The sequence below is a fragment of the Pseudomonas sp. PDM26 genome (assembly GCF_019219185.1).
Taxonomy (GTDB): domain Bacteria; phylum Pseudomonadota; class Gammaproteobacteria; order Pseudomonadales; family Pseudomonadaceae; genus Aquipseudomonas.
The window spans coordinates 67,255-88,476 of the sequence record NZ_JAHUWC010000006.1 but is presented as its reverse complement, the minus strand read 5'-3'; the positions used below and the strand labels follow the sequence as shown (position 1 = coordinate 88,476).

Sequence of the window (21,222 nt, the reverse complement as noted above, 5' to 3'; positions counted from 1 at the left end):
CAGTGCGGCAATGAACAACGAGACAAGCTGACGGACCGGTGTGATTGTTATTGTTTTCATAAGTGGACCTTCTTGTTAGGTGGTGAAGCATTTACGACACGAGGTTGATCAGGTTCCCCGAGTGGTAGCCCTGCAGGTTTCCAAGGATGCCGTCGGCCAGCCGTTGCAGGCTGCTCTGGCTGGCCCAGGCCACATGAGGAGTGACGATCAGGTTGGTGTGATGGCTGTTGAGCAAGGGGTGGTCGGCCGGAGGTGGTTCCTGGCACAACACATCGAGAGCCGCGCCACCGAGGCGGCCGCTGTCCAGTGCATCGAGCACTGCGGCCTCATCTACCAACGGTCCGCGAGCGGTATTGATCAGCAAGGCGCCGGGTTTCATCTGTGCCAGTTCCGGCGCGCCGATCAGGTGTCGGGTGTGTGCGGTCAATGGACAGTGCAGAGAAATCACGTCGCTTTGCGCCAGCACCGTTTCAAAGGCCTGGTAACCCTTGCGCACCGGGACCACGCCACGGTGTTCGGCAAACAGTAATTGCATGCCGAGGGCGCTCGCCAGACGCGCAGTGGCCAGACCGATTCCGCCCCGGCCAACGATGCCCAGCACGCTGCCTTGAACATCCTGAATCGGCGCGCGATGCACGCAAAAATGTCGCGAGTCCGGCCAGTCCCGCAACGCGGCAGCCTGATAGACGAACAACTGTCGACGCAGGGCGAAGATCGACGCGATCACCGACTCGGCGACGCTTTGCGCCGAGTACGCCGGGACGTTACACACCGTCACGGCAAAATCGCGGCAGGCCGCCAGGTCGATGCAGTCGTAACCGGTGGCCGCGACACAAATGAATCGCAAGTTCGGCAGTTGCTCAAGTTCGGCCCGGCCAATGCGCACCTTGTTGGTGATCACGGCATCGGCATCCCGGGCGGCGTCCACCACTTGGTCCGGCATCGTGTCGGGGCGGTCCTGCCAGTCCGTAACCCAGGCCGGCCGGGCAATGCTCACGGGCAGGCTGTCGCTGTCAAGAAACACTACTTTCATGCTGCACGCTCCGGCTGGACGGGTTCGGAAATCTCGATCAGGTTCAGGTCCGGATCACGCACATACACCGAACGGATCGGCCCGGTGGCACCGGTGCGCAACACCGGGCCTTCGATGATTGGCCAGTCGACACGGGCCAGGTGGGCAATCACCTGGTCCAGGGGGATCGAGGCGATAAAACACAGGTCCAACGCTCCCGGCACCGGTAAGTGCGCCTTGGGCTCGAACTCGTGGCCACGTACGTGCAGGTTGATTTTCTGCTGACCGAAAGCGAACGCCTTGCGCCCACCGGCGAAGGTTTGCACCTGCATACCCATGACTCGCACGTAAAAATCCTCGGCAGCCACAGGGTCGATGGTGGTCAGCACCAAATGGTCGAGATGGTTGATCATGGGCGCAGCTCCTGGGTTCGGACCGACGGCACCTGTTTTTCCAGGCTGGCGACGTGGGCGGGTATCGGGTGCAGGTCCAGGCGTTTGCCGGCCTTGAGGATCTGGCTGGGAATTTCGTGGCCGATCAGACCCGGCAACTGCGCGGCGACCGCCAACACTCGATCCAGATCAACCCCGGTGTTGAAACCCATCAACTGCAGCATGTGCAGCAAATCTTCAGTACAGACATTGCCGCTGGCCCCCGGCGCATAAGGGCAACCGCCCAGGCCGCCAAGGGACGAATCGAAACGATCGACCCCGGCCTCGATGGCCGCCAGCGCATTGGCCAGGCCCATGCCACGGGTATTGTGGAAATGCAGGGTCAGTTGCAGCGCCGGAAAACGCTCACGGACTGCCCGGGACAGCACCTCGACCTGACTCGGGTACGCCATGCCTGTGGTGTCGCACAGGGTCACGCCGCGAGCACCCAGGTCAGCAAAACGCTCGACCCAGTGCAACACCTCCCCCACCGGCACATCGCCCTGCATCGGGCAACCGAACACCGTCGACAACGACACATTGATCGCCACCGGTCCCTGACCGATCACGCTGACCACTTCGCTGAGCTGGGCAAACGACTGCTCGCGGCTCATGCGCAGATTGGAACGGTTGTGCGGTTCGCTGACCGACATCACCAGGTTGGCTTCATCGATGTTGCACGCCAGGGCACGTTCGGCACCGCGCACGTTAGGCACCAACACGGTGTATTCCACCGCCGGGTTGCGGCGGATGCCTTGCATCACCGCTTCAGCGTCGCGCAGCGCGGTAATGGCTTTGGGCGAGGTGAACGAGGTGACCTCGATCTTGGCGAAACCACACTGACTGAGGGCGTCGATCATGGCGATCTTGTCGACGGTTTCGATAAACCGCGCTTCATTCTGGAAGCCGTCACGGGTCGCGACTTCCTGCAAGAAAAGACGTTGCATGTTCATTCTCCGGTTCAAATGATGCCGCGTTGGCGCCAGTCGGCTTGCTGCGCAGCGTCGATGCCAAGCTCACCGAGAATCTCGGCGGTATGCTGGCCAAGGGTCGGCGCCGAGCGAGTCACGCTGCCAGGCGTTGTACCCAGCTTGGGGACAATGCCGGGCAAGGTCACCGGCGTGCCGTCGTCCAGCTGGCTATCGATCAGCATGTCGCGCGCCCGGTAATGTGGGTCCTGGGCAATGTCGGCAGCGTTGTAAATCCGGCCGGCCGGGATGCGCGCTTCAGTCAGGATCGACAAGACTTCGTCGAGGCTGAGCCGCGCGGTCCATTCGGAGATGGCGGCATCGATGCGCTCGACCTGCAGCACTCGGCCGTGGTTCTGCGCGAGCTCGGGATCGGCCCCCAGATCACGGCGACCAATCACTTCCATCAGGCGCTGATAAATGCTGTCGCCATTACCTGCGATCAAGGCAAAACCACCGTCACGGCAGCGATAGGCATTCGTCGGGGCGATACCCGGCAAACTGCTGCCGGCGGGCTCACGAACGGCATTGAACACCGAGTATTCGGGCAACAGGCTTTCCATCATGTTGAACACCGACTCGTACAAAGCCACATCGATTTGCTGGCCGTCACCGCCGTTTTGCTCGCGATGACGCAGGGCAAGCAAAATGCCGATCACTCCGTGCAAGGCCGACAACGAGTCGCCAATGGACACGCCAACCCTGACCGGGGTCCGACCGGGCTCGCCGGAAAGATGCCGCAACCCGCCCATCGCTTCACCGATCACGCCAAATCCGGGGCGGTCACGGTAAGGCCCGGTCTGGCCGTAACCGGAGACCCGGAGCATGATCAGTTTCGGATTCAGCGCGTGCAGTGTGTCCCAGCCCAGCCCCCAGCTTTCCAGGGTGCCTGGGCGAAAGTTCTCGATCAGCACATCCGCATCGGCCAGCAACTGGCGCACAACCTGTTGGGCTTCACCCTGGCGCAAGTCGAGGGTCAGCGAGCGCTTGTTACGAGACTGCGCGGCCCACCAGACGGAAGTACCGTCATGCAGCAGGCGCCATTTGCGCAATGGGTCACCGGTGACCGGAGGTTCGATCTTGATCACGTCGGCGCCAAATTCACCGAGCATTTTCGCCGCAAATGGCCCGGCAATCAGTTGACCGAGCTCCACGACCTTGACACCTTGCAGAGGTAACCTCATGACGTTTCCCGTTCTTGTTGAGTGCTTGTGGCATGGATAATCGACACAAACCGGGCAGATGAAAATTTCATATTCCGCCACTACCCTTTCCAGAATGGAAAACCTTGGATCCTCTTGATGATCAATCCTCTGCATTTCGATCTGCTGTCGTTACGCCTGCTGATCTTCGCCGCCGAATCCGGCAACCTGACCCGCGCCGCCGAAAAGGCCAACATGACGGTCTCGGCGGCCAGCAAACGTCTGGCCGAGCTGGAACGAACGACCCAGTGCCCGCTGTTCGTGCGTCTGCCAAGGGGGCTCGAATTGACCGCGGCGGGACAAGGGATCGTTGAACATGCCAGAACGATTCTGGAAGGCGTGAACCGGATGGCGTGCGACGCCAGTGATTACGCGGTCGGGGTGCGCGGGCATGTGCGGTTGTTCGCCAACACGTCCGCCGTCGTCCAGTTCCTGCCGGATGACCTGGCGTCGTTCCTGCGGGCGAACCCGAATGTACGTATCGGACTGGAAGAAGCACTCAGCGAACCGATTATTCAAGCCGTGGAAAACGGCCGTGCCGACATCGGCATTTTTGCCGATAACGTACCGGCTGAGGGTCTGTACAAACTGCCCTATCGTGATGACCGACTCGTGCTACTTGTGCCCGTCGGCCATGAACTGGCCAATGAGCGCCGCGTTTCCTTCGCCGATACGCTTGGCTTCGATTATGTGGGGCTCAACCAAGGCAGCTCGTTGCTGCGCAGAATCACCGATGCCGCCGTGAGTGCGGGTAAGATTCTCAAGGTCCGGATTCAGGTCAGCAGCTTCGACGGCATCTGTCGCATGATCGAAGCAGGCTTGGGTATCGGGATTTTGCCGTTGTCATCCGTACGTGCCGAACTGCTCGGTACCCGCCTGATTGCTGTCGACTTGAGCGATGACTGGGCTCATCGCACCTTGTTCGTGGGAGTCAGCAGTCAGACGCAACTGGCGCCGGAAGCGGCCAAGTTGTTTGAGTATCTGAGCGGCGTGCGTGGCTGACCCTGTCGCTGGTTCAGCGCTGTTCTTTTCACACCAGCCGAATGAGCAACAAGACCAACAGCACATTCAATACGGCCAGAGAAGTCAGGCCCGCCAGCACACCGCCAGCGCCCCAGGTCTGCAACAGGTATCCGCCAGCAAGGGGGGTCAAGGCTTGTCCAATGAGCGAAGGCCGAGCCATGCGCCCCATCAGCAAAACATAATGGATGGGCGACATCAGGGTCAGTGGCAGCAGGCCTCGAACGATCGCGCGCAAACCATTACCCGCGCCGTAGATCACCAGGCCCAGCGCGGACATTTTCGGCGAGACCGTCACAAACAGCAGACCGATTGCCACGAATACCACCGAGATCAACGTCGTCCAAATGGGATGTCGCTTTCGCGAAAACACTTGTAGAACACGCGAGCCGACCTGGCTCGGGCCCAGCAAGGAGCTCAGCCCGATGGCGGCGGCAAGCGAGTAGCCCTGCCCCTGCAACAATGAAATCAGCTGGACAGAAATCGCCGTCATGATCACTGCGCCTAACGCAAAGATCAGTGTGAGCAACAGGTAGATCCGCCGGTCGATTGAAAGGTTTTCATCACTCATTGCCTGGCTTTTCGCGAGTGGCCCCGCACCCCGCGCCAGCACCCAGAGATAAAGCGGTGCCACGGCAATGACCAACAACGCCCCATAAGCCACGCACGTGGTGCGCCAGCCAACGTGCTCGATGACCAGCGCAACCGCGGGCCATGACAGCGTTGTCGCAAACCCTGAAATAAGCGTGATCCCGGTAATCGCGCTGCCCGCACGCTCCCCGTATAGGGAACCTAAGGCGGCGAATAGCGCTTCGTACAGCCCCAGTGCCATACCGACGCCAATCACTGCCCAGGACAAAAGAAACATCGGCAACGAGGTCGAACTGGCCATCAGAAACAATCCGATGGCGACGCCCAGGCCGCTACTGGCCAGGATGGGGCGACCGCCGTAGTGGGCGATAAGTCGACTGGTCAATGGCGCCAGCATCGCAGAAACCAGAATGCTCAGAGACAGCGCGCCATACACCCATTGGCTAGCCCAGCCGGTCTCTTTCATGATCGGATCGGCCATCACGGCCATCAGGAAGAACGAGCCTCCCCAGACCAGAACTTGCAGCATCCCCAATATAAAAATGCCGAATACGCCAGGCAGTCGCGTTTGATGGTTCAAGGCAGTGTCATCAGTGGTGAGAAGCTATTACACGGCGGGGCTAACAGATCGAACGAGAATTCAAAGCATGTGCCCGGCCCAAATCTTGCGATTGACCAGGTCTGCAGCAATTTCGATGAAGACATCTCCGACGAATTTGGCAGCCGGACTCACCCGTCTGTCTGCAGGAAAGACCTGAACCAATTTGCGCATTGGAACGGGGTCGACCAAGGGTGCGGCACTGAGCACGCCAGCTTCGATTTGCGTGTAAATCGATGCCAAAGGCAGAGCGGTCAAACCGAAGCCATTGCAGACCAAGGCAATCATCGCGCCAAAGGAGTCGGCTTCAACGCTGGTCTTCAGCTTGATGCCGACTTCACGCGCACAATCATCCAGAATCACGCGAAGGCTATGTCGAGCACTTGGTAATACCAATTGCTGCTCAGCCAAAGACTCGAACGACACCGGCGTATCAAGACGCAGGTTGGCGCTGGCGGGACCGACCAACAGCAGATTCTCCATCATCACCGGCACGATACGCAGCGTATGCAGGGGCTGGGGATCGTAAGAAATCGCCAGCTCCAATTCGCCTCGCTGCACCCAATCCAGCAGATAGCCGCTGAAGGCCGAGGAAAACCTGACAGCGAGATTCGGATGCGCTTCTTTGATCTTGCGCACCAGAGGGACGGTGACAATTTCCGCTACCGTCGGCGTCGTACCGATAACGACCGCTCCCCGAAAAGAGGTCTTTCCGCCTACAACAGAACTTCGAATGGACTCCATTTCTTCCATGATGCGGGTGGCATGCGCCAGCACTTCGCGACCGGCATCGGTAATCTCCATGCCTCGCCCATGTCGATCAAACAGGTAGGTGCCAAGCTCTTTTTCCAACAATCGAATTTGTCGGCTGAGTGCCGGTTGTGCGATGTGTAGCCGGTCGGAGGCCTTGCTGAGACTGCCCAGTTCGGCCACATGAATCAGGGTTTTGAGTTGAACGACATCCATTACCAGGCCAGTCAGCATCGGGCTCGGCGCGATATGCGTCGAAAGTGTTGTGAGTGTAATCGCATTTTCGAACCCTGGAGTGCCCCGCAAACCGTGTGTCGTGAGGTTTCAAGGCTTTCGAGCCGGCTGTATCCCCCGGCCCGCTGGGGCTGCATGCCAAGCTATAGAATTTAGGTATATCAGTTAGGCCTGCCTGACGGCTTATTACCCACCTGACTCTGCGGTAGCGTGCAATCAACGTCGGCGCCAAAGAGCGCTCGACTCACTACAAGAATAAGATTCGAGGGCTTGTGCCATGATTTACAACCTTTCTCGCTACCTGACCGACCCGTCTTACACAGTCAGCGAACTGCTGACCTCTCGTATACATCCCTCCTCTTCATGTGCCTTGGTCGTCAAAGGCTCACAACAACTGCGTTAAGCACATCAACCCATCGAGCTAGCAACGTCGGACACGCATCAGCGTGCGCCTCGTATCGTCTCGCCTTGAAAAAAGGGTGAACAACATGTCCGCATCAACCAGCGACTCAACCATCCACACTGCCAAGACTGATCCGGTGAAAAGTCCGAATCGCGTCAGAGCCATCATGGGTGCCTGCTCGGGCAATCTGGTGGAGTGGTACGACTTTTTCATTTACGCCTATACCGCCATCTACTTTGCGGCTTCGTTTTTCCCCAAAGGCGACACCACCAGTCAGTTGCTCGCAACCGCCGGCGTCTTCGCCGTCGGCTTTTTCATGCGCCCGCTCGGTGGCTGGATTTTTGGCTGGATCGCTGACACTCGCGGCCGCAAGGTCTCAATGATTATCTCGGTGTTCATGATGTGCGCCGGCTCGCTGCTGATCGCCGTCATGCCGACCTACGCAACCATAGGGGTCGCGGCGCCGATCCTGCTCGTGGTGGCCAGGCTGATCCAGGGCCTGTCGGTCGGTGCGGAATACGGCACTGGCGCCACCTACATCAGCGAAATAGCGACACCGGGCCGGCGCTGTTTCTATGGCTCGTTTCAGTATTTCACCATCATTGCCGGTCAGTTGCTGGCCTTGATGACCGTAGTCATTCTCCAGCAAACCCTGACCGGCGAAGAGTTGCGCGAATGGGGCTGGAGGATCCCGTTCTTCATCGGCGCGCTGAGCTCGATCGTGGTGGTGTATCTGCGCCGCGCCATGCATGAAACCGCCACCAAGAAAGACATGAACCGCAAAGACGCCGGCTCATTGCGCGGTATGCTCAAACACAAACGTGCAGTCGCCCTCGTGGTGGCGTTCACCATCGGCGGTTCGCTGTATTTCTATACCTTCACCACCTACATGCAGAAGTTCCTGGTGATCTCCGCCGGTTTCAGCCCGGAAACGGTCAGCTTCATCATGACCGCGGCCCTGGTCGGCTTCATGTTCTGCCAACCGCTCTTTGGTTTGCTCGCCGACCGTATCGGGATCAAGGCACACATGCTGATGTTTTCCGGATTGGCCATGCTGCTGGTGATCCCCCTGCTCTATTCGCTGCAGTCAGTTAGCAGCCCGTTTACAGCGCTCCTGCTGGTGTTCGGCGGTCTGGTCATTGCGTCGCTCTACACACCGATTGCCGGGATCGTCAAAGCTGAACTGTTCCCGCCTGCGGTGCGTGCGCTGGGCGTAGGCTTTCCGTACGCCGTCGGCAACGCCGCATTCGGTGGCACTGCCGAATACGTGGCCCTGTCACTCCGATCACAGGGTGTCGAGGCGTATTTTTTCTTCTATGTCGCGGCGGTAGTGACCATCACCTTCATCGCTGCGATGTTGATGCCGAACCTGTCTCGCTACGGGTACATCAGCGGCTCCGGTGAAATCGAGGAGCGCACGGGGCTCAAGGGTTGTTCAAAACCGAGCACTGCCAGAGTCTGACCATTACAGCGGCACGATTAAGAAGGGCCCGTCGGGCCCTTTTGGCATCATTGCGCAGTACTTTTCTGAAAATCGGCAATTTGCTGCCACATCACAATCGGGTTGGAGTACATCGGGAAATGCCCGCAATCAGGAATTTGCGCCAACCGCACACCCTCGGCCTGGATATGCGAGAGATAGGACAATGAAGCGTTCTGTTCGCCGTACATGAACATCCTTGGGCAATTCAACCCGAGGAATTTGCCCATCAGATCGGCGTTATCGGAGAGATCGACCATCGACTGGAAAATCCCTCGCACCGCACCAGCACGCACCTTTTGCCGCAAGCTCGCGGAATAAAGCGCACTGGCATAGGCCGGGGCGTGCCGGGCACGCTCAATGAAGGCCGCAAAAAACGCCTCGGGATCGTTGCTCGGATAGTCGACGATCTGCCGGCTGAGGAAGCAGTCTTCCGGGGCGATATTGCCCTCGATATCGACGAAGCTGAGCACCCGACCCGGGAACTGAAAGGCCAGCATCAGCGCGGTCAGCCCCCCCATGGAATGGCCGACCAGATGGAAGCGTTCGATGCCAAAATGCTCGAGCACCTGCAGCGCCGTCTGCAGCAGAAAGGGAATCGATATCCTGGACAGGTCACTGCACTGGCTTTCGCCGCAACCCGGTGCGTCGTATGCCACGAAAGGGTGACCTGCGAATGCGGGCCGCTGCACGATGTCGGCATAGTCTTCTTTGGTCGAACCAAAACCATGCAGGAACACGATCGGCGCCAGGACGCCGTCGCGATGGAGGGCGGCCACGTTCAGTTGGACACCCTCCACCGTCAGGGGGAGTTGCACGTGAGTGAACGTTTCTGGTGAGGGCAACTTGTTGACTCCTTGAGCGAAAAGGTTGGGCCGAACCTGGGTCGCCGGCAGCCAGATTCCCAATTTCAAGGGAATCGAGCCTTCTGTAAATTCCTAATACGGGAAGGCTTACATACGCCAAACCTATCACTCGTATTCACGCAAGGGCCTTGGTCAACTCACGCCCGGGATTGGAGCAGGGTGACCAGCTCCTCCACCAGCGGGTTGGACCGCTCTGCATTCCAGGCCACCGCTGTGGTCACGACATTGAGCTTCTGGCTCAGCGCTCGAAACACCACGTTGTCGGGCGCCAGTTTTTTCAGCGACGCCGGTACCAGCGCGATGCCCTGGCCGCAGCTGACAAAGGCAATTTGCGAGGCGACCGAGCGCACTTCATGCAGCACGCGCGGGGAAAAACCGCTGGCGCGGCAGGTTGCGATCAGATTGTCAAAGTAGACCGGACTGACCTTTCGGGAAAACATCACCAAGGGTTCAGTGGCCAGGCTGGACAGGCTGATTCGCGTGCGCGCAGCCAAAGGGTGATCGCTGGGCAGGGCTACAACCAGGCGGTCCTGAGTCAGCGGCAGTGATTTGATCGAGGCCCCCAAATCGCCGTCCAGCCGGGCGAAGGCCAGATCGATGTCCCCTGCTTCCAGCGCCGGCACGGCTTCGACGCTGTCAATCTCCCGCACAGACACAGTGAGGTGCGGGTAATCACTTTTCAATTGCTCGATCAAACCCGGCAAGACATCAAACATGGCCGTGGAAATTGCGCCAATGGTCAACATCCCCGACTGCCCCGCCACCGCCTCCTCCACGGCGAGTTCCAGGCGTTCCAGTTGGTCAGCGAACTTGCGCACCGCCGGCAGAATCGCCGCCCCCACCGGAGTCAGCTTCGCACCGCGTCGTGAGCGATCAAACAGCTTGACCTTGAGCGCTTGCTCCAGCACCTGGATCTGCTCGCTCAGCGGTGGCTGGGACATGCCCAAACGCTTGGCCGCGCGGCCGAAATTCTGTTCTTCGGCCACCGCCAGGAACAACCAGAGATGACGAATCAGACGAAAATTGATCATGATTAATCCATAGGTTTAGCGTATCTAATGCTTCTGTGATTCGTAATATACCTATCAAATTACCTCGCCGACACTGGGCGCCTCCGTCACCACAGAGGCTTCCCCATGACCCATAAAAGTTTGCTGGATCGCTTGGCAGCGCTGGATACCAATACGGTTTCCGATGCGCTCGACTTCCTCGGCCTGCCGGGTGCCACCGTTGGGCTCCGCCCGTTGTGGAACTGCCCAAAGATTGTCGGTCGCGCCAGTACCGTGTTGCTGGCTCCTAAATCCGACAACGTCCCCACTGTGCACCTGATTACCCCAGTGGTGGAACAGATCGACAGTGACGATCGTGTGCTGGTGATCGCCGGCGGCATCGAAGGCATCTCCTGCTGGGGCGACATCCTCGCCAATGCAGCAGCCAGCAAGAAAGTGCGCGGCACGGTAATCGACGGCTTCAGCCGCGACATCGATGGCAGTGAGTCAATTGGGTACCCGGTTTATGGCCGCGGCGTGACCATGATCAGCGCACGCAATCGGGTGGTGCAGATCGACGCTGCCGTGACCGTCAAAGTGGCCGGCGTCGATGTCAGCGAGAACGATTATGTCATCGCCGATACCTGCGGCACCGTGTTCGTGCCCACCGCCTATATCGAGAAAGTGGTCGACCTTGGTGAGCGCATCGCCCGCCGCCAGGACGGCATGGTCGAGGCTGTCCGCAGCGGTCGCTCGGTCGCCGAAGTGATGCATGACACCCAATTTGAAGCGATCCACGTGGAGCACGCCTGATGAATATCGAAGACAAAGAACTGGTCGCCTTGTTTGAAGGCCTGGACACCCCGGGCGTGTCTGACGCAATGGACAAACTCGGCCTGCCCGGTCAATGCCTCGGCGTGGCACCGTTGGACAATTACAGCAAGGTCATCGTCGGTCCGGCGTTTACCGTGCAATACGTCTCGGCCAGCGTACCTCCGGGCACCGTGGGCGATTTCATCGAAGACGTGGCGCCTGGCGATGTGGTGGTGATCGACAACGGCGGCCGCACCGACTGCACCGTCTGGGGTGACATCATGACCCAGTACGCCGGTACTCGGCAGATTGCTGCCACGGTCATCGACGGTGTTTGCCGTGACGTGAACAAAGCACTGGGCGATGGCTACCCGATCTTCAGCAAAGGCCGTTTCATGCGCACCGGCAAAGACCGCGTACAGGTTCAGTCAGTCAACCAGCCGGTGTCCATCGGTACCGCCCGAGTGTGTGCCCGCGACATTGTGGTCGCCGACGCCAACGGCGTGGTGATTGTCCCCCGCGCTCGTGCGGCTGAAGTGGCGGCGTGTGCCCGTCAGATCGAATCGATCGAAGCCGACATTCGCGCCCTGATCACTCAAGGCAAAACCCTTAAAGAAGCCCGGGCCGCACTGGGTTACCACAGCCTGCAGAGGAAAGTCTGATGACCGCGCTCCCGCTCCCTCTGGATTTTCACGCACGGGCAAAATTGCTGGGCAGTTCGACGCTGTATGAAGCATCCCATCTACCTTACGCGGTCGACAGTGCGATCCGCCCGATCTGGGATGGTGCCTTCATCTGCGCTCCCGCCTACCCGCTGGAATGCTCGCCCGGCGACAACCTCGCCCTGCACCTGGCGATGGAACGTGTTCCCCGTGGCAGCGTGCTGGTCGTGGGTACGGGTGGCTTCATCGCCGGTTACTGGGGCGAAGTGCTGACCGTGGCGGCCGAAGCGGCTGGCGTGGTCGGACTGGTGATCGATGGTGGCGTACGCGACATCGCTGCGCTGAAGAAACGCCAGTTCCCGGTGTTTGCTCGCGGCATCTCGGTGAAAGGTACGGTCAAGGCCAGTGCGCCTTCGGTGGGGCAACCATTCAATTTCAACGGTGCTTTGGTGGCTCAGGGTGACTGGGTGGTGGCCGACGATGACGGCGTGATCATCATTCCCAAGGCGGATGCGGCACGTACCCTGGCCGAAGGCGAAGCGCGCGCGAGCAAGGAAGCGCAGATGATGCAGGCGTTGACCGAAGGCCGCTCGACCCTGGAACTGATGAACCTGACTGAGTGGAGAACCCGCGCATGAGCGCCGATATTCAACGGCTGAATCAGCGCCTGGCCAGCGCACAGCCGTCTGCGACTTACCGAATCATGGACCGCGTTGCAGAGCGCCGCGCGCAAGGTGCGCAGATCATTTCGCTGTGCGCCGGCGAACCTGATTTTGATACGCCCAAACACGTACGGGAGGCCGCCATTCACGCCATCGAGCATGGCCACACCCGCTACACCCAGGTCGCCGGTGTACGTTCACTGCGAGAAGCGGTGGCCGCCAAGTTCCGCCGTGAGAACGGCCTGGACGTTACCTGGCAAGACACCCTTGTCTGTAACGGTGGAAAGCAAGTGATCTACAACGCCTTGGCCGCGACCCTCAATGAGGGTGACGAAGTCATCGTGCCGGCGCCGTACTGGGTCAGTTACCCGGAGATGGTGCAACTGTGCGGCGGTGAAAGCAAAATCGTCACTTGCGATGCCTCTACCGGTTTCAAGCTGACGTCCGCGGCGCTGGCCGCAGCGATCACCCCGCAGACCCGCTGGTTGATCCTCAACTCGCCGTCCAACCCGACGGGCGCGGTGTACAGCCGGGAAGAATTGCACGCACTGGCTGAGGTGTTGTTGGCTCACCCTCACGTGTTGATCCTTGCCGATGACATCTACGAACACCTGATCTTCGACGATCAAGCGTTCCATACCCTGGTCCAGGTTGAACCACGGCTGGTGGCGCGTACCCTGACCATGAACGGCGTTTCCAAGGCCTACGCCATGACCGGCTGGCGCATCGGTTTTGCCACAGGACCACGCTGGCTGCTGGAGGCCATGGAAAAACTGCAAGGTCAGCAAACCTCAGGGGCAAGCTCGATTTCGCAACAGGCCGCACTCGCCGCGCTGGAAGGGCCCAAGGACTTCATCCGCGAAAGCCGTGCCGCGTTCCAAGGGCGTCGCGATTTGATGGTGGAGCTTTTGAACGCCACACCAGGTCTTGAATGCGTCAGCCCAGCGGGGGCGTTTTACGCGTTCGCTTCCTGTGCGGGGCTGATCGGTCGTACCTCGGCGGGCGGTCGAGTGCTGCACTCTGACGAAGATGTCGCCCATGCACTGCTCGACGAAGCGAATGTGGCGGTGGTGCATGGCAGCGCTTTTGGCCTCGGCCCCTACATTCGCATTGCCTACGCCCTGGATGACGCTTCATTGCGCAAAGCCTGCGAGGCCATCCGCTCGTTCTGTACCAGCCTGCGTTAATCCGCCGCTGAAAAACCAACCCGGCCATGGCCGGGTTTTGCTGTTTATCAGCGGCGTTGACTCGATGCTTCTGGCAAACAATCGATCACGTTCTTCAATCGAGCCTGAGCCATGATCACGTTCAAGCAACTGGAAGCCATCTACTGGATTGTGGAACTGGGTAGCTTCGAATCCGCAGCCATGAAACTGAACATGTCCCAGTCAGCCATTTCCAAGCGTATTCAGGAGCTGGAAGATGCCTTCGACATGCCGATTTTTGATCGCTCCAAACGCAGTGCGCGCCTGACGGAAAAAGGCACGGAATTGTTCGAGCAGGCCACGGAGATTCTGCGCCAGCGCGATTACCTGCTTGAACGCATCAGCTCCAAGGAAGTGCTGGTCAGGCGTTTTCGCATCGGTGTCACCGAGCTGACCGCCATGACTTGGCTGCCGGCGCTGGTAGAGGGTATTCGCAGTGCTTATCCCAAAGTAGTACTGGAGCCCTCGGTCGAACTCAGCACCGAACTGGTGGCCAAACTGGAGAACGATCAGCTGGACCTGATCATCGTTCCCGACATTTTTGCCGACGCACGCTTCGCCAGCACGCCGTTGAGTGCAGTGGAGAACGCCTGGATGTGTGCACCCTCGCTGCATCAGGGGAACCAGGTCATGGACATGCAGGCCATCTCCTCGTTCACCGTCCTGACTCAGGGCGGTGGCTCCGGCACCGGGTTAATCTATGAACGCTGGTTTGCCCAGAATGACGTCCGGGTCAACCGTACGATCAAAAGCAACTACCTGATCGCCCAGTTGGGCCTGACCCTGTCCGGTGTCGGCATCAGCTACCTGCCACACCAGTGTCTCTCGCCGCTGGTGAACCAGGGCCGTCTGCAGGTCATCGAAACCGAGCCCGCGCTGCCTCCCATCCACTACATCGCGGTGCACCGCGCCGATCGTCTTCAGGGCCTCAGTGTCGAGGTTGCACGTCTGGCAGCACGTTGTTGTGATTTCAGCCGCATGGTGTGGTAACACGGGCGCTGAATACGAGAAAAAAAGCGATGCTTTTGCATAGATAAATATCGCTAATAGTGCCGAGCGACCTTTCTTACTATGAACGCATAGCCCACAAGGGTTCAGTCGTTCATGGAGGTCGCTATGTCATTGCCCGGTTCACGCATCTACCCTTCTCCGCCCCAGGCGCCACGCTCGCTGCTGGACGCTTTTCAGAGTGTCGTCACGCCGCATATCAGCGACAACCTCGGGCGTCACATCGGTGCCCGGGGGCTGACGCGCTATAACCACACCGGCAAACTGGTGGGCACCGCCCTGACGGTGAAGACGCGCCCCGGCGACAACCTCTACATTTACAAGGCCCTGACGCTGATCGAACCGGGGCATGTGCTGGTGATCGACGCCCAGGGTGACGCGACCAATGCGGTCATCGGTGAGCTGATCAAGCTCTATGCGCAGCAACGTGGCTGTGTCGGTTTTGTCGTCGACGGTGCCATCCGCGATGTCGCCAGTTTTGAAGACACGCCTTGCTATGCACGCAGCGTGGTGCATTGCGGCCCCTACAAAAGCGGCCCAGGGGAAATCAACGTCCCGGTGTCAATCGGCGGGATGATCATCAATCCGGGCGACATCATTGTCGGTGACGAGGATGGGCTGGTTGCCTTCTCGCCCGACCATGCCGAGCAGGTGTTGGTCAAGGCGCGAGAGCATGACGCGCATGAACAGCAGGTCAAAGCCGAAATCGCCACTGGCGCCATCGATCAGTCATGGCTGGACAAGGTGCTGGAAAAGGCCGGTCTGGCAAACTGAGTTCTGCTATGAAGCGATCCTGAATTCCCTTCAGCACGTTATTGACTGCGCTATTTTTGCCGGGCTTTCAGCCCGGTTTTTTTTTGCGCGCACATTTTATACAGCGCGAATCAGGCCTCACAGTTTCATCAATAAAAGCGATCTTTTGACAGGAGTATTTGTCGCTTTTTTTACGGTTTCATAATTATTACTTTGGCCGGACAACACCGACAAAAACAAGGTCCGCCCCATGTCTATGCCTGAAGTCATAAAACTAGCCGTGCGCAGCAAATACCGTTGGGTGGTTGCGGCCCTGATTTTTCTAATTTACACCATTGCTGCCGCCGACCGAGCCAACCTGGGTGTCGCGCTACCGTTCATTCGTAAAGAGTTTGAAATGAGTAATGCCGAGGCCGGCGGGTTGATGAGTTTATTTCTGCTGGCCTATGCATTGGCACAGATCCCTTCCGGTTTTGCCTTTGGCCGTTTCGGTGTCAGCAAGATCCTGCCGGGCGCCATGGTGCTGACCTCATTGCTGACCGGCCTGGTAGGAACCGCCGGCTCACTGTTGGCATTAAAGCTGTATCGCCTGGGTCTTGGCCTCGCTGAAGGGCCGCTGCCGATCAGCATGACCACGACCATCAACAACTGGTTTCCAGCGCGGGAAAAAGGCACTGCGTCAGGGATCTTTCTGTCTGCGGTCAAGTTCGGGCCGGTGATCGTGCCACCACTCTGTGCCGTGATCATTTCGGTATGGGGCTGGCGAGAGATCTTCTACTTCTTTGCCGTGCCCGGCATCGCACTGGCAGTCGTCTGGTATTTCATGGTCACCGACCATCCCTCCCGAAGCCGGTTCGTCAACGCGGCCGAGCTCAGCTACATCATCGAGGAAAGCGGCAGTACTAAAGCGACTCAGCAAACCCGCCCCAAAAAGACTCCAGCCTGGGTGAGCAAACTCGATCGAGTCATACGTGCCCGCCACGAAACGCCCCTCGAGACCAATCGGCAGGTGTTCAAGTCCTGGAATATCTGGGGATGTGCCACCAGTTATTGCTTCCAACTGGGCGTGTCGAGCGTACTGCTGGCGTGGATTCCGACCTACCTGATGACCGTCAAACAGTTCTCGATCATGAACATGGGCCTGGTGTCGGCTGCGCCATGGGTGGGCGCCGTGCTCGGCAACCTGCTGGGTGGTTTCTGCTCGGATCGACTGATGGGCGGGCGACGCAAGCCCGGCATGCTGCTGTCAGCACTCGGCACTTCACTGATGATGTACCTGCTGATCAATTCGCCCGCCGAACCGATTCCCTACGGCTTGCTGCTGTTGTTGACCGGTGCCGTTCTCAGCCTGGGGTTCTCTTCCTACATGGTTTATCCGATGGGGCTGACTACCAAAAAAACGTTCCCTATCTCCAACGCCGTCGTGAACATGGTCGGTCAGTTGGGCGCGGCGGCCACACCCTTCATCACCGGGCTGTTGCTGGACAACTATGGCTGGAACTACGTGTTTGCCTGGCTAGCGGTGGGATCATTTATGAGTTTCATCCTCTTACTGACCATTTCAGAGCCACGGGAGAGATCGAGCAACGTTGATTGAACCGCACCCTGAATAAAGCCGCGCCGCTCGTTTGAGCGGCTTCTGTCTGAACGATTCTGTCATCGCTACGAGGTGTTTAGACATGTCCCCCCAAGACAGCCCTGTTTGAAGGCCTGGATATACCGGGCGTGTCCGACGCCTTAGACAAACTGGGTCTGCCTGAACAATGCCTGGGAGCCTTTGGCTCCCAGGCATTGTTCACAAATGCACAGTTGATTCGATGGGAGCAGGGAACTGTTCGCGCACGATATCGACAAGCGCGTCGACCAAAGGATTACTGCGGGCTGCATTCCAGGCCAAAGCACTGGTTACCAGCCGAAATTTTTGCTGCAGGGGTCGAATCACGACGTTTTTGGGCGCCAGCTTTTCGAGCGCATACGGCACCAGTGCAATACCTTGACCGCAACTTACAAAGGCTATCTGCGAGCCGATCGAGCGGACCTCATGCATGATTTTTGGGCGGAAACCGCATTGCTGACAGCAGCTAACGATATAGTCAAAAAAAACAGGACTGCCGCTGCGGGCGAACATGATCTGTACCTCTCCCGCCAAGTCTCGCAGATCCACAGACGCTTCATTAGCTAGTGGATGATTTCTGGAAAGCGCTACCGCAAGCTGGTCTTGGACAAGAGCAATCGAGCGGATGGGCTCATAGTAGCCGCCTTCAATTCGTGCGAAAGCCACATCGATGTCGCCAGACTCCAGTGACGGGATGGCCTCCCCGCTATCTATTTCCCGAATAAATACTGAAATATTCGGGAACCTCTCCTTGAGCTGCTCGATGAGATCAGGGAGCACCTCAAGCAAGGCTGCGTTGATAGCGCCTATCGTCAGGACTCCCGTTTGCCCTGCAACGGCTTCATGTACTGCAAGCTCCAGGCGCTCCAACTGCTCTGCAAATTTTCGTACTGCCGGCATGATCGCCATACCCGTTGGGGTGAGGATCGCGCCCTTGCTGGTGCGCTCAAACAGCTTTACCCGTAGGGAAGTTTCCAGAACCTTGATCTGTTCAGTCAAAGGTGGCTGTGACATGCCCAGCCTTTTGGCTGCACGACCAAAATGCTGCTCTTCGGCGACTGCAAGGAACAGCCAGAGATGCCGGATAAGTCGAAAGTTGATCATAGAAATCCTGAATCAGACTCGCAAAGCGGGTATGAGCGGTAGCGCGTTCGGCGGGTTGGAAAGCCAGGCGACCATGCCCCAACGTTGCGCAGGCACTCCCGATACGACTGGCGTATCGGGACGTTAGCATATTCGTAATGTACCTGTGGATCATGGCCGTAAATACTTGGGCCCATCGTCAACACAGGGTTTCACAGCCTGCAGAGCAAGAGCTCGTGAGCATGCCCCCGGCAGTCACCCCAGTTACTCACCACAAGGAACTTCGCCGTGCAAAAGTTTGATTTGGACCTGATTCTGAAGGCACAACGCCGACTTCAAGGACAAGTAGTGCGCACCCCACTTCTGAGCTCTGCGATGCTGAATGATATCGTCGGCGCGGATGTTTACGTGAAGGCTGAATGCCTGCAAAAGACCGGGGCGTTCAAGTTTCGCGGTGCCATGTTCAAATTGGCCGAACTGGCACCCAGTGACAGAAACAAGGGAGTTATCACTTATTCGGCGGGCAACCATGGCCAAGCAGTGGCTGCGGCCGCTCACCAGTGGGGCTGCCCGTCAGTAGTCGTGATGCCCGAGCACGCGCCAAAAATCAAGCAGGACAACTGCCGCTGGTGGGGAGCAGAGGTTGTCCTTTACAACAAAGACGTCGAGGACCGTGAGGACGTTACCCAGCGGCTGATTGAAAGCCGCGGCCTGACCTTCGTCTCGCCTTTCGATGACCCCCTCATCATGGCGGGCCAAGGCACCATCGGTCTCGAAATCGCTGAGCAGTTGGCTGAAGTGGGGGCAACTCCCGACTCTGTGTGGTTGGGTTGCAGCGGCGGCGGCTTGGCATCCGGAACATTGACCGCAATGCGCGCCAAGTGTGGTCATTTCGAGAGCGTTCTTGTCGAGGCAGAAGGCTATACGAAATGGCAAACAGCCCTGCAAAAGGGGGAACCGGTGAAACTCCAGCTGTTGCCAAAAACGCTGCTCGACGGGATTGCCGGTCCCGCTGTCGGTGCACTCCCCTTCGAAGTATTGAAACCTGTTCAACCGCGTACTGAAGTCGCCTATCTGGAAGATGCCTTCCAAGGCATGCGTGCAGCATTTCAGTACCTCAAGCTCGTCCTTGAGCCGGGCGGTGCAGCCGCCCTCGGAACGCTGATACGAGAGAAGCAGCGCTATGAGGGCAAAACTGTCGTGGTGGTTTGCTCTGGCGGGAACGTTGACCCAGAAGTATTCCTACAAGCCTGGACTCACTGATTCATTCATTTTTGAAGCGTTTGGCATCGCCAGAGGCGTGAAGAAAACCATTGGAGACTTTGATCATGAATAGTGTTCTGGAAAAACTGACTGCATTGGGTTTGGAGTTGCCTAAGTTCAATACGCGGGGCGGCAACTACCAGTTGTACACCCGTTTTGGGAACCTGATCTATACCGCGGGTCAAGTATGCCTGCAAGACGACGTCTTGCTATACAAAGGAACCGTGGGAACGGAAATTGATATCGAGACGGCCCAGGCCGCGGCGCGAGTCTGCGCACTAAATCTTCTTTCCATTGCCAATGAAGCGAGCGATGGCCAACTCGACCGCATACGTGTTTTGAAGGTTAATGGTTATGTTAAGTGCCTTCCTAGCTTCGAGCAGCAAGCGAAGGTGATAGATGGGGCCTCAACTCTTTTTGTAGAGCTTTTCGGCCAAGAGCGCGGCGGCCATGCCCGGGCAGCTGTAGGCGTTGCGGCCATCCCGCGAGGGGCGCCTGTAGAAGTTGAAGCTATCTTTGCGATCGACTGATCACAGCGGACGAAGCATCTCAATACGATCCGGCTATGAAAGCTGGCTGACATAATAAAAACACCCTGCAGTTCTAGAAATCTGCCGTTGATGTACAACAAATAGAAAATCATGCAGTTGCCATTGAGCTCATCTTGGCTCGGGCTTCATTTCTGGAGGTTTTATGCGTACTCGCAATGTTGCCAAATTGATGGCTTTGTCTGTTGCATTTCTGTCCCACGAAGGGATGAGTGCAGAGCTATCCGGCACACTACAAAAAGTGAAAGAATCAGGCACGATCACACTAGCCTACCGTGATGCGGCGATTCCTTTTTCCTACCTCGCCGACGCCTCTGGCATACCGGTTGGCTACTCCCAGGACATTCAATCCAAAGTTGTCGAAGTATTGAAGAAAGACCTCGGCTTACCCAACTTGAAAATACAGTACAACCTTGTCACTTCACAAACCCGAATACCGTTGATTCAAAATGGCACCGTCGACATTGAATGTGGTTCAACGACAAACAATGCCGAACGTCAGCAGCAGGTCAGCTTTTCTGTTGGCATATTTGAAATCAGCACCCGACTACTGACAGCCAAGCAATCTTCTTATAAAGATATTGATGACCTTAAAGGACGCAATGTAGTAACCACTGCGGGTACAACCGCTGAGCGACTGCTGCGCTCAATGAATGTTGAAAAACAGTTAGGCATGAACATTATCTCAGCCAAGGACCACGGCGAATCATTCCAACTGTTGGAAACTGGCCGTGCAGTTGCTTGGCTGCAGGACGACGCGCTGCTGGCGGGTGAACGCGCAAAATCAAGGAATCCCGATCGATGGGCTATATCCGGTGTTGCGCAATCTCGTGAGATCTACGGATGTATGTTGCGCAAGGGTGACGATGCGTTCAAGCAAGCAGTGGACGGTGCTATCAAGGCTCTTTATGCATCAGGTGAAATCAACGACATCTACAGCAAATGGTTTCAGCACCCCATACCGCCTAAAGGCTTGAGCCTGGATTATCCGATGCCCAATGAGGTCAAGGAACTTTATGCCAACCCTACAGATCAGCCCGCGCCTGCAACAATGCCGTAAGTCTCC

At 58.0% G+C, this 21,222-nt stretch carries 21 protein-coding genes and 1 pseudogene; 13 read left to right on the top strand and 9 right to left on the bottom strand.

Annotated features, from left to right (window positions below; genetic code table 11):
• Positions 1 to 91 precede the first annotated feature (91 nt).
• The 4 genes from KW849_RS13695 to KW849_RS13680 are packed head-to-tail and all read right to left on the bottom strand — an operon-like array spanning position 92 to position 3,595.
• Entirely contained in the window at positions 92 to 1,033 is a 942-nt protein-coding gene (locus KW849_RS13695) for a D-2-hydroxyacid dehydrogenase (protein ID WP_218429860.1), read from the bottom strand.
• Positions 1,030 to 1,425 (bottom strand): VOC family protein, encoded by a 396-nt coding sequence (locus KW849_RS13690; protein WP_218429859.1) that lies wholly within the window; start codon positions 1,423 to 1,425, stop codon positions 1,030 to 1,032. The genes KW849_RS13695 and KW849_RS13690 overlap by 4 nt, the downstream gene beginning before the upstream one ends.
• Positions 1,422 to 2,390 (bottom strand): hydroxymethylglutaryl-CoA lyase, encoded by a 969-nt coding sequence (locus KW849_RS13685; protein WP_218429858.1) that lies wholly within the window; start codon positions 2,388 to 2,390, stop codon positions 1,422 to 1,424. The genes KW849_RS13690 and KW849_RS13685 overlap by 4 nt, the downstream gene beginning before the upstream one ends.
• Before the next feature lie 14 nt (positions 2,391 to 2,404).
• A complete protein-coding gene (locus KW849_RS13680) occupies positions 2,405 to 3,595 on the bottom strand; it encodes a CaiB/BaiF CoA-transferase family protein (RefSeq protein ID WP_218429857.1) in 1,191 nt (396 codons plus the stop codon).
• 117 nt (positions 3,596 to 3,712) lie between these two features.
• Here KW849_RS13680 and KW849_RS13675 point away from each other — a divergent pair, with 117 nt between their 5' ends.
• A complete protein-coding gene (locus KW849_RS13675) occupies positions 3,713 to 4,615 on the top strand; it encodes a LysR family transcriptional regulator (RefSeq protein ID WP_218429856.1) in 903 nt (300 codons plus the stop codon).
• Positions 4,616 to 4,643: 28 nt separating this feature from the next.
• Here the strand turns inward: KW849_RS13675 and KW849_RS13670 are convergent, their stop codons facing one another.
• Both KW849_RS13670 and KW849_RS13665 read right to left on the bottom strand, forming a co-directional pair.
• Positions 4,644 to 5,753, bottom strand: a complete 1,110-nt coding sequence (locus tag KW849_RS13670; protein WP_218430067.1) for an MFS transporter — start codon at positions 5,751 to 5,753, stop codon at positions 4,644 to 4,646.
• Positions 5,754 to 5,864: 111 nt separating this feature from the next.
• Entirely contained in the window at positions 5,865 to 6,806 is a 942-nt protein-coding gene (locus KW849_RS13665) for a LysR substrate-binding domain-containing protein (RefSeq protein ID WP_172435732.1), read from the bottom strand.
• Between the two features lie 488 nt (positions 6,807 to 7,294).
• Here KW849_RS13665 and KW849_RS13660 point away from each other — a divergent pair, with 488 nt between their 5' ends.
• Entirely contained in the window at positions 7,295 to 8,671 is a 1,377-nt protein-coding gene (locus tag KW849_RS13660) for an MFS family transporter (protein ID WP_218429855.1), read from the top strand.
• Between the two features lie 47 nt (positions 8,672 to 8,718).
• Here the strand turns inward: KW849_RS13660 and KW849_RS13655 are convergent, their stop codons facing one another.
• Both KW849_RS13655 and KW849_RS13650 read right to left on the bottom strand, forming a co-directional pair.
• Positions 8,719 to 9,534: an alpha/beta fold hydrolase gene (locus KW849_RS13655; RefSeq protein ID WP_218430066.1), complete on the bottom strand. Its 816-nt coding sequence runs from the start codon at positions 9,532 to 9,534 to the stop codon at positions 8,719 to 8,721.
• A 158-nt stretch (positions 9,535 to 9,692) separates the two neighbouring features.
• Positions 9,693 to 10,586 (bottom strand): LysR family transcriptional regulator, encoded by an 894-nt coding sequence (locus KW849_RS13650; RefSeq protein WP_218429854.1) that lies wholly within the window; start codon positions 10,584 to 10,586, stop codon positions 9,693 to 9,695.
• A 105-nt stretch (positions 10,587 to 10,691) separates the two neighbouring features.
• Here KW849_RS13650 and KW849_RS13645 point away from each other — a divergent pair, with 105 nt between their 5' ends.
• The 8 genes and pseudogenes from KW849_RS13645 to KW849_RS13610 form a co-directional block, all read left to right on the top strand.
• Positions 10,692 to 11,357 (top strand): RraA family protein, encoded by a 666-nt coding sequence (locus KW849_RS13645; RefSeq protein ID WP_095966561.1) that lies wholly within the window; start codon positions 10,692 to 10,694, stop codon positions 11,355 to 11,357.
• Positions 11,357 to 12,019 (top strand): RraA family protein, encoded by a 663-nt coding sequence (locus tag KW849_RS13640; protein WP_095966562.1) that lies wholly within the window; start codon positions 11,357 to 11,359, stop codon positions 12,017 to 12,019. The genes KW849_RS13645 and KW849_RS13640 overlap by 1 nt, the downstream gene beginning before the upstream one ends.
• Positions 12,019 to 12,657: an RraA family protein gene (locus tag KW849_RS13635; protein WP_218429853.1), complete on the top strand. Its 639-nt coding sequence runs from the start codon at positions 12,019 to 12,021 to the stop codon at positions 12,655 to 12,657. Before KW849_RS13640 ends, KW849_RS13635 begins: the two co-directional genes overlap by 1 nt.
• Positions 12,654 to 13,868 carry a pyridoxal phosphate-dependent aminotransferase gene (locus tag KW849_RS13630; protein WP_095966564.1) on the top strand — a complete coding sequence of 405 codons (1,215 nt, stop codon included), beginning with the start codon at positions 12,654 to 12,656 and terminating at the stop codon, positions 13,866 to 13,868. Before KW849_RS13635 ends, KW849_RS13630 begins: the two co-directional genes overlap by 4 nt.
• A 111-nt stretch (positions 13,869 to 13,979) precedes the next feature.
• Positions 13,980 to 14,876, top strand: coding sequence for a LysR family transcriptional regulator (locus tag KW849_RS13625; protein WP_218429852.1), 897 nt, complete (start codon positions 13,980 to 13,982; stop codon positions 14,874 to 14,876).
• Between the two features lie 126 nt (positions 14,877 to 15,002).
• On the top strand, positions 15,003 to 15,668 hold the full coding sequence (locus tag KW849_RS13620) for an RraA family protein (protein WP_095966566.1): 666 nt from the start codon (positions 15,003 to 15,005) through the stop codon (positions 15,666 to 15,668).
• Positions 15,669 to 15,897: 229 nt separating this feature from the next.
• Positions 15,898 to 17,244, top strand: a complete 1,347-nt coding sequence (locus tag KW849_RS13615; RefSeq protein WP_256357216.1) for an MFS transporter — start codon at positions 15,898 to 15,900, stop codon at positions 17,242 to 17,244.
• 101 nt (positions 17,245 to 17,345) lie between these two features.
• A pseudogene (locus tag KW849_RS13610) lies at positions 17,346 to 17,420 on the top strand (RraA family protein); the annotation flags it as partial.
• Between the two features lie 22 nt (positions 17,421 to 17,442).
• Here the strand turns inward: KW849_RS13610 and KW849_RS13605 are convergent.
• On the bottom strand, positions 17,443 to 18,366 hold the full coding sequence (locus KW849_RS13605; protein ID WP_095966568.1) for a LysR family transcriptional regulator: 924 nt from the start codon (positions 18,364 to 18,366) through the stop codon (positions 17,443 to 17,445).
• 267 nt (positions 18,367 to 18,633) lie between these two features.
• Here KW849_RS13605 and KW849_RS13600 point away from each other — a divergent pair, with 267 nt between their 5' ends.
• The 3 genes from KW849_RS13600 (at position 18,634) to KW849_RS13590 (ending at position 21,216) form a co-directional block, all read left to right on the top strand.
• Positions 18,634 to 19,608 (top strand): threonine/serine dehydratase, encoded by a 975-nt coding sequence (locus tag KW849_RS13600; RefSeq protein ID WP_095966569.1) that lies wholly within the window; start codon positions 18,634 to 18,636, stop codon positions 19,606 to 19,608.
• 65 nt (positions 19,609 to 19,673) lie between these two features.
• Entirely contained in the window at positions 19,674 to 20,138 is a 465-nt protein-coding gene (locus KW849_RS13595; protein ID WP_095966570.1) for a RidA family protein, read from the top strand.
• Positions 20,139 to 20,328: 190 nt separating this feature from the next.
• Positions 20,329 to 21,216: a transporter substrate-binding domain-containing protein gene (locus KW849_RS13590; RefSeq protein WP_256357231.1), complete on the top strand. Its 888-nt coding sequence runs from the start codon at positions 20,329 to 20,331 to the stop codon at positions 21,214 to 21,216.
• Positions 21,217 to 21,222: the final 6 nt, after the last annotated feature.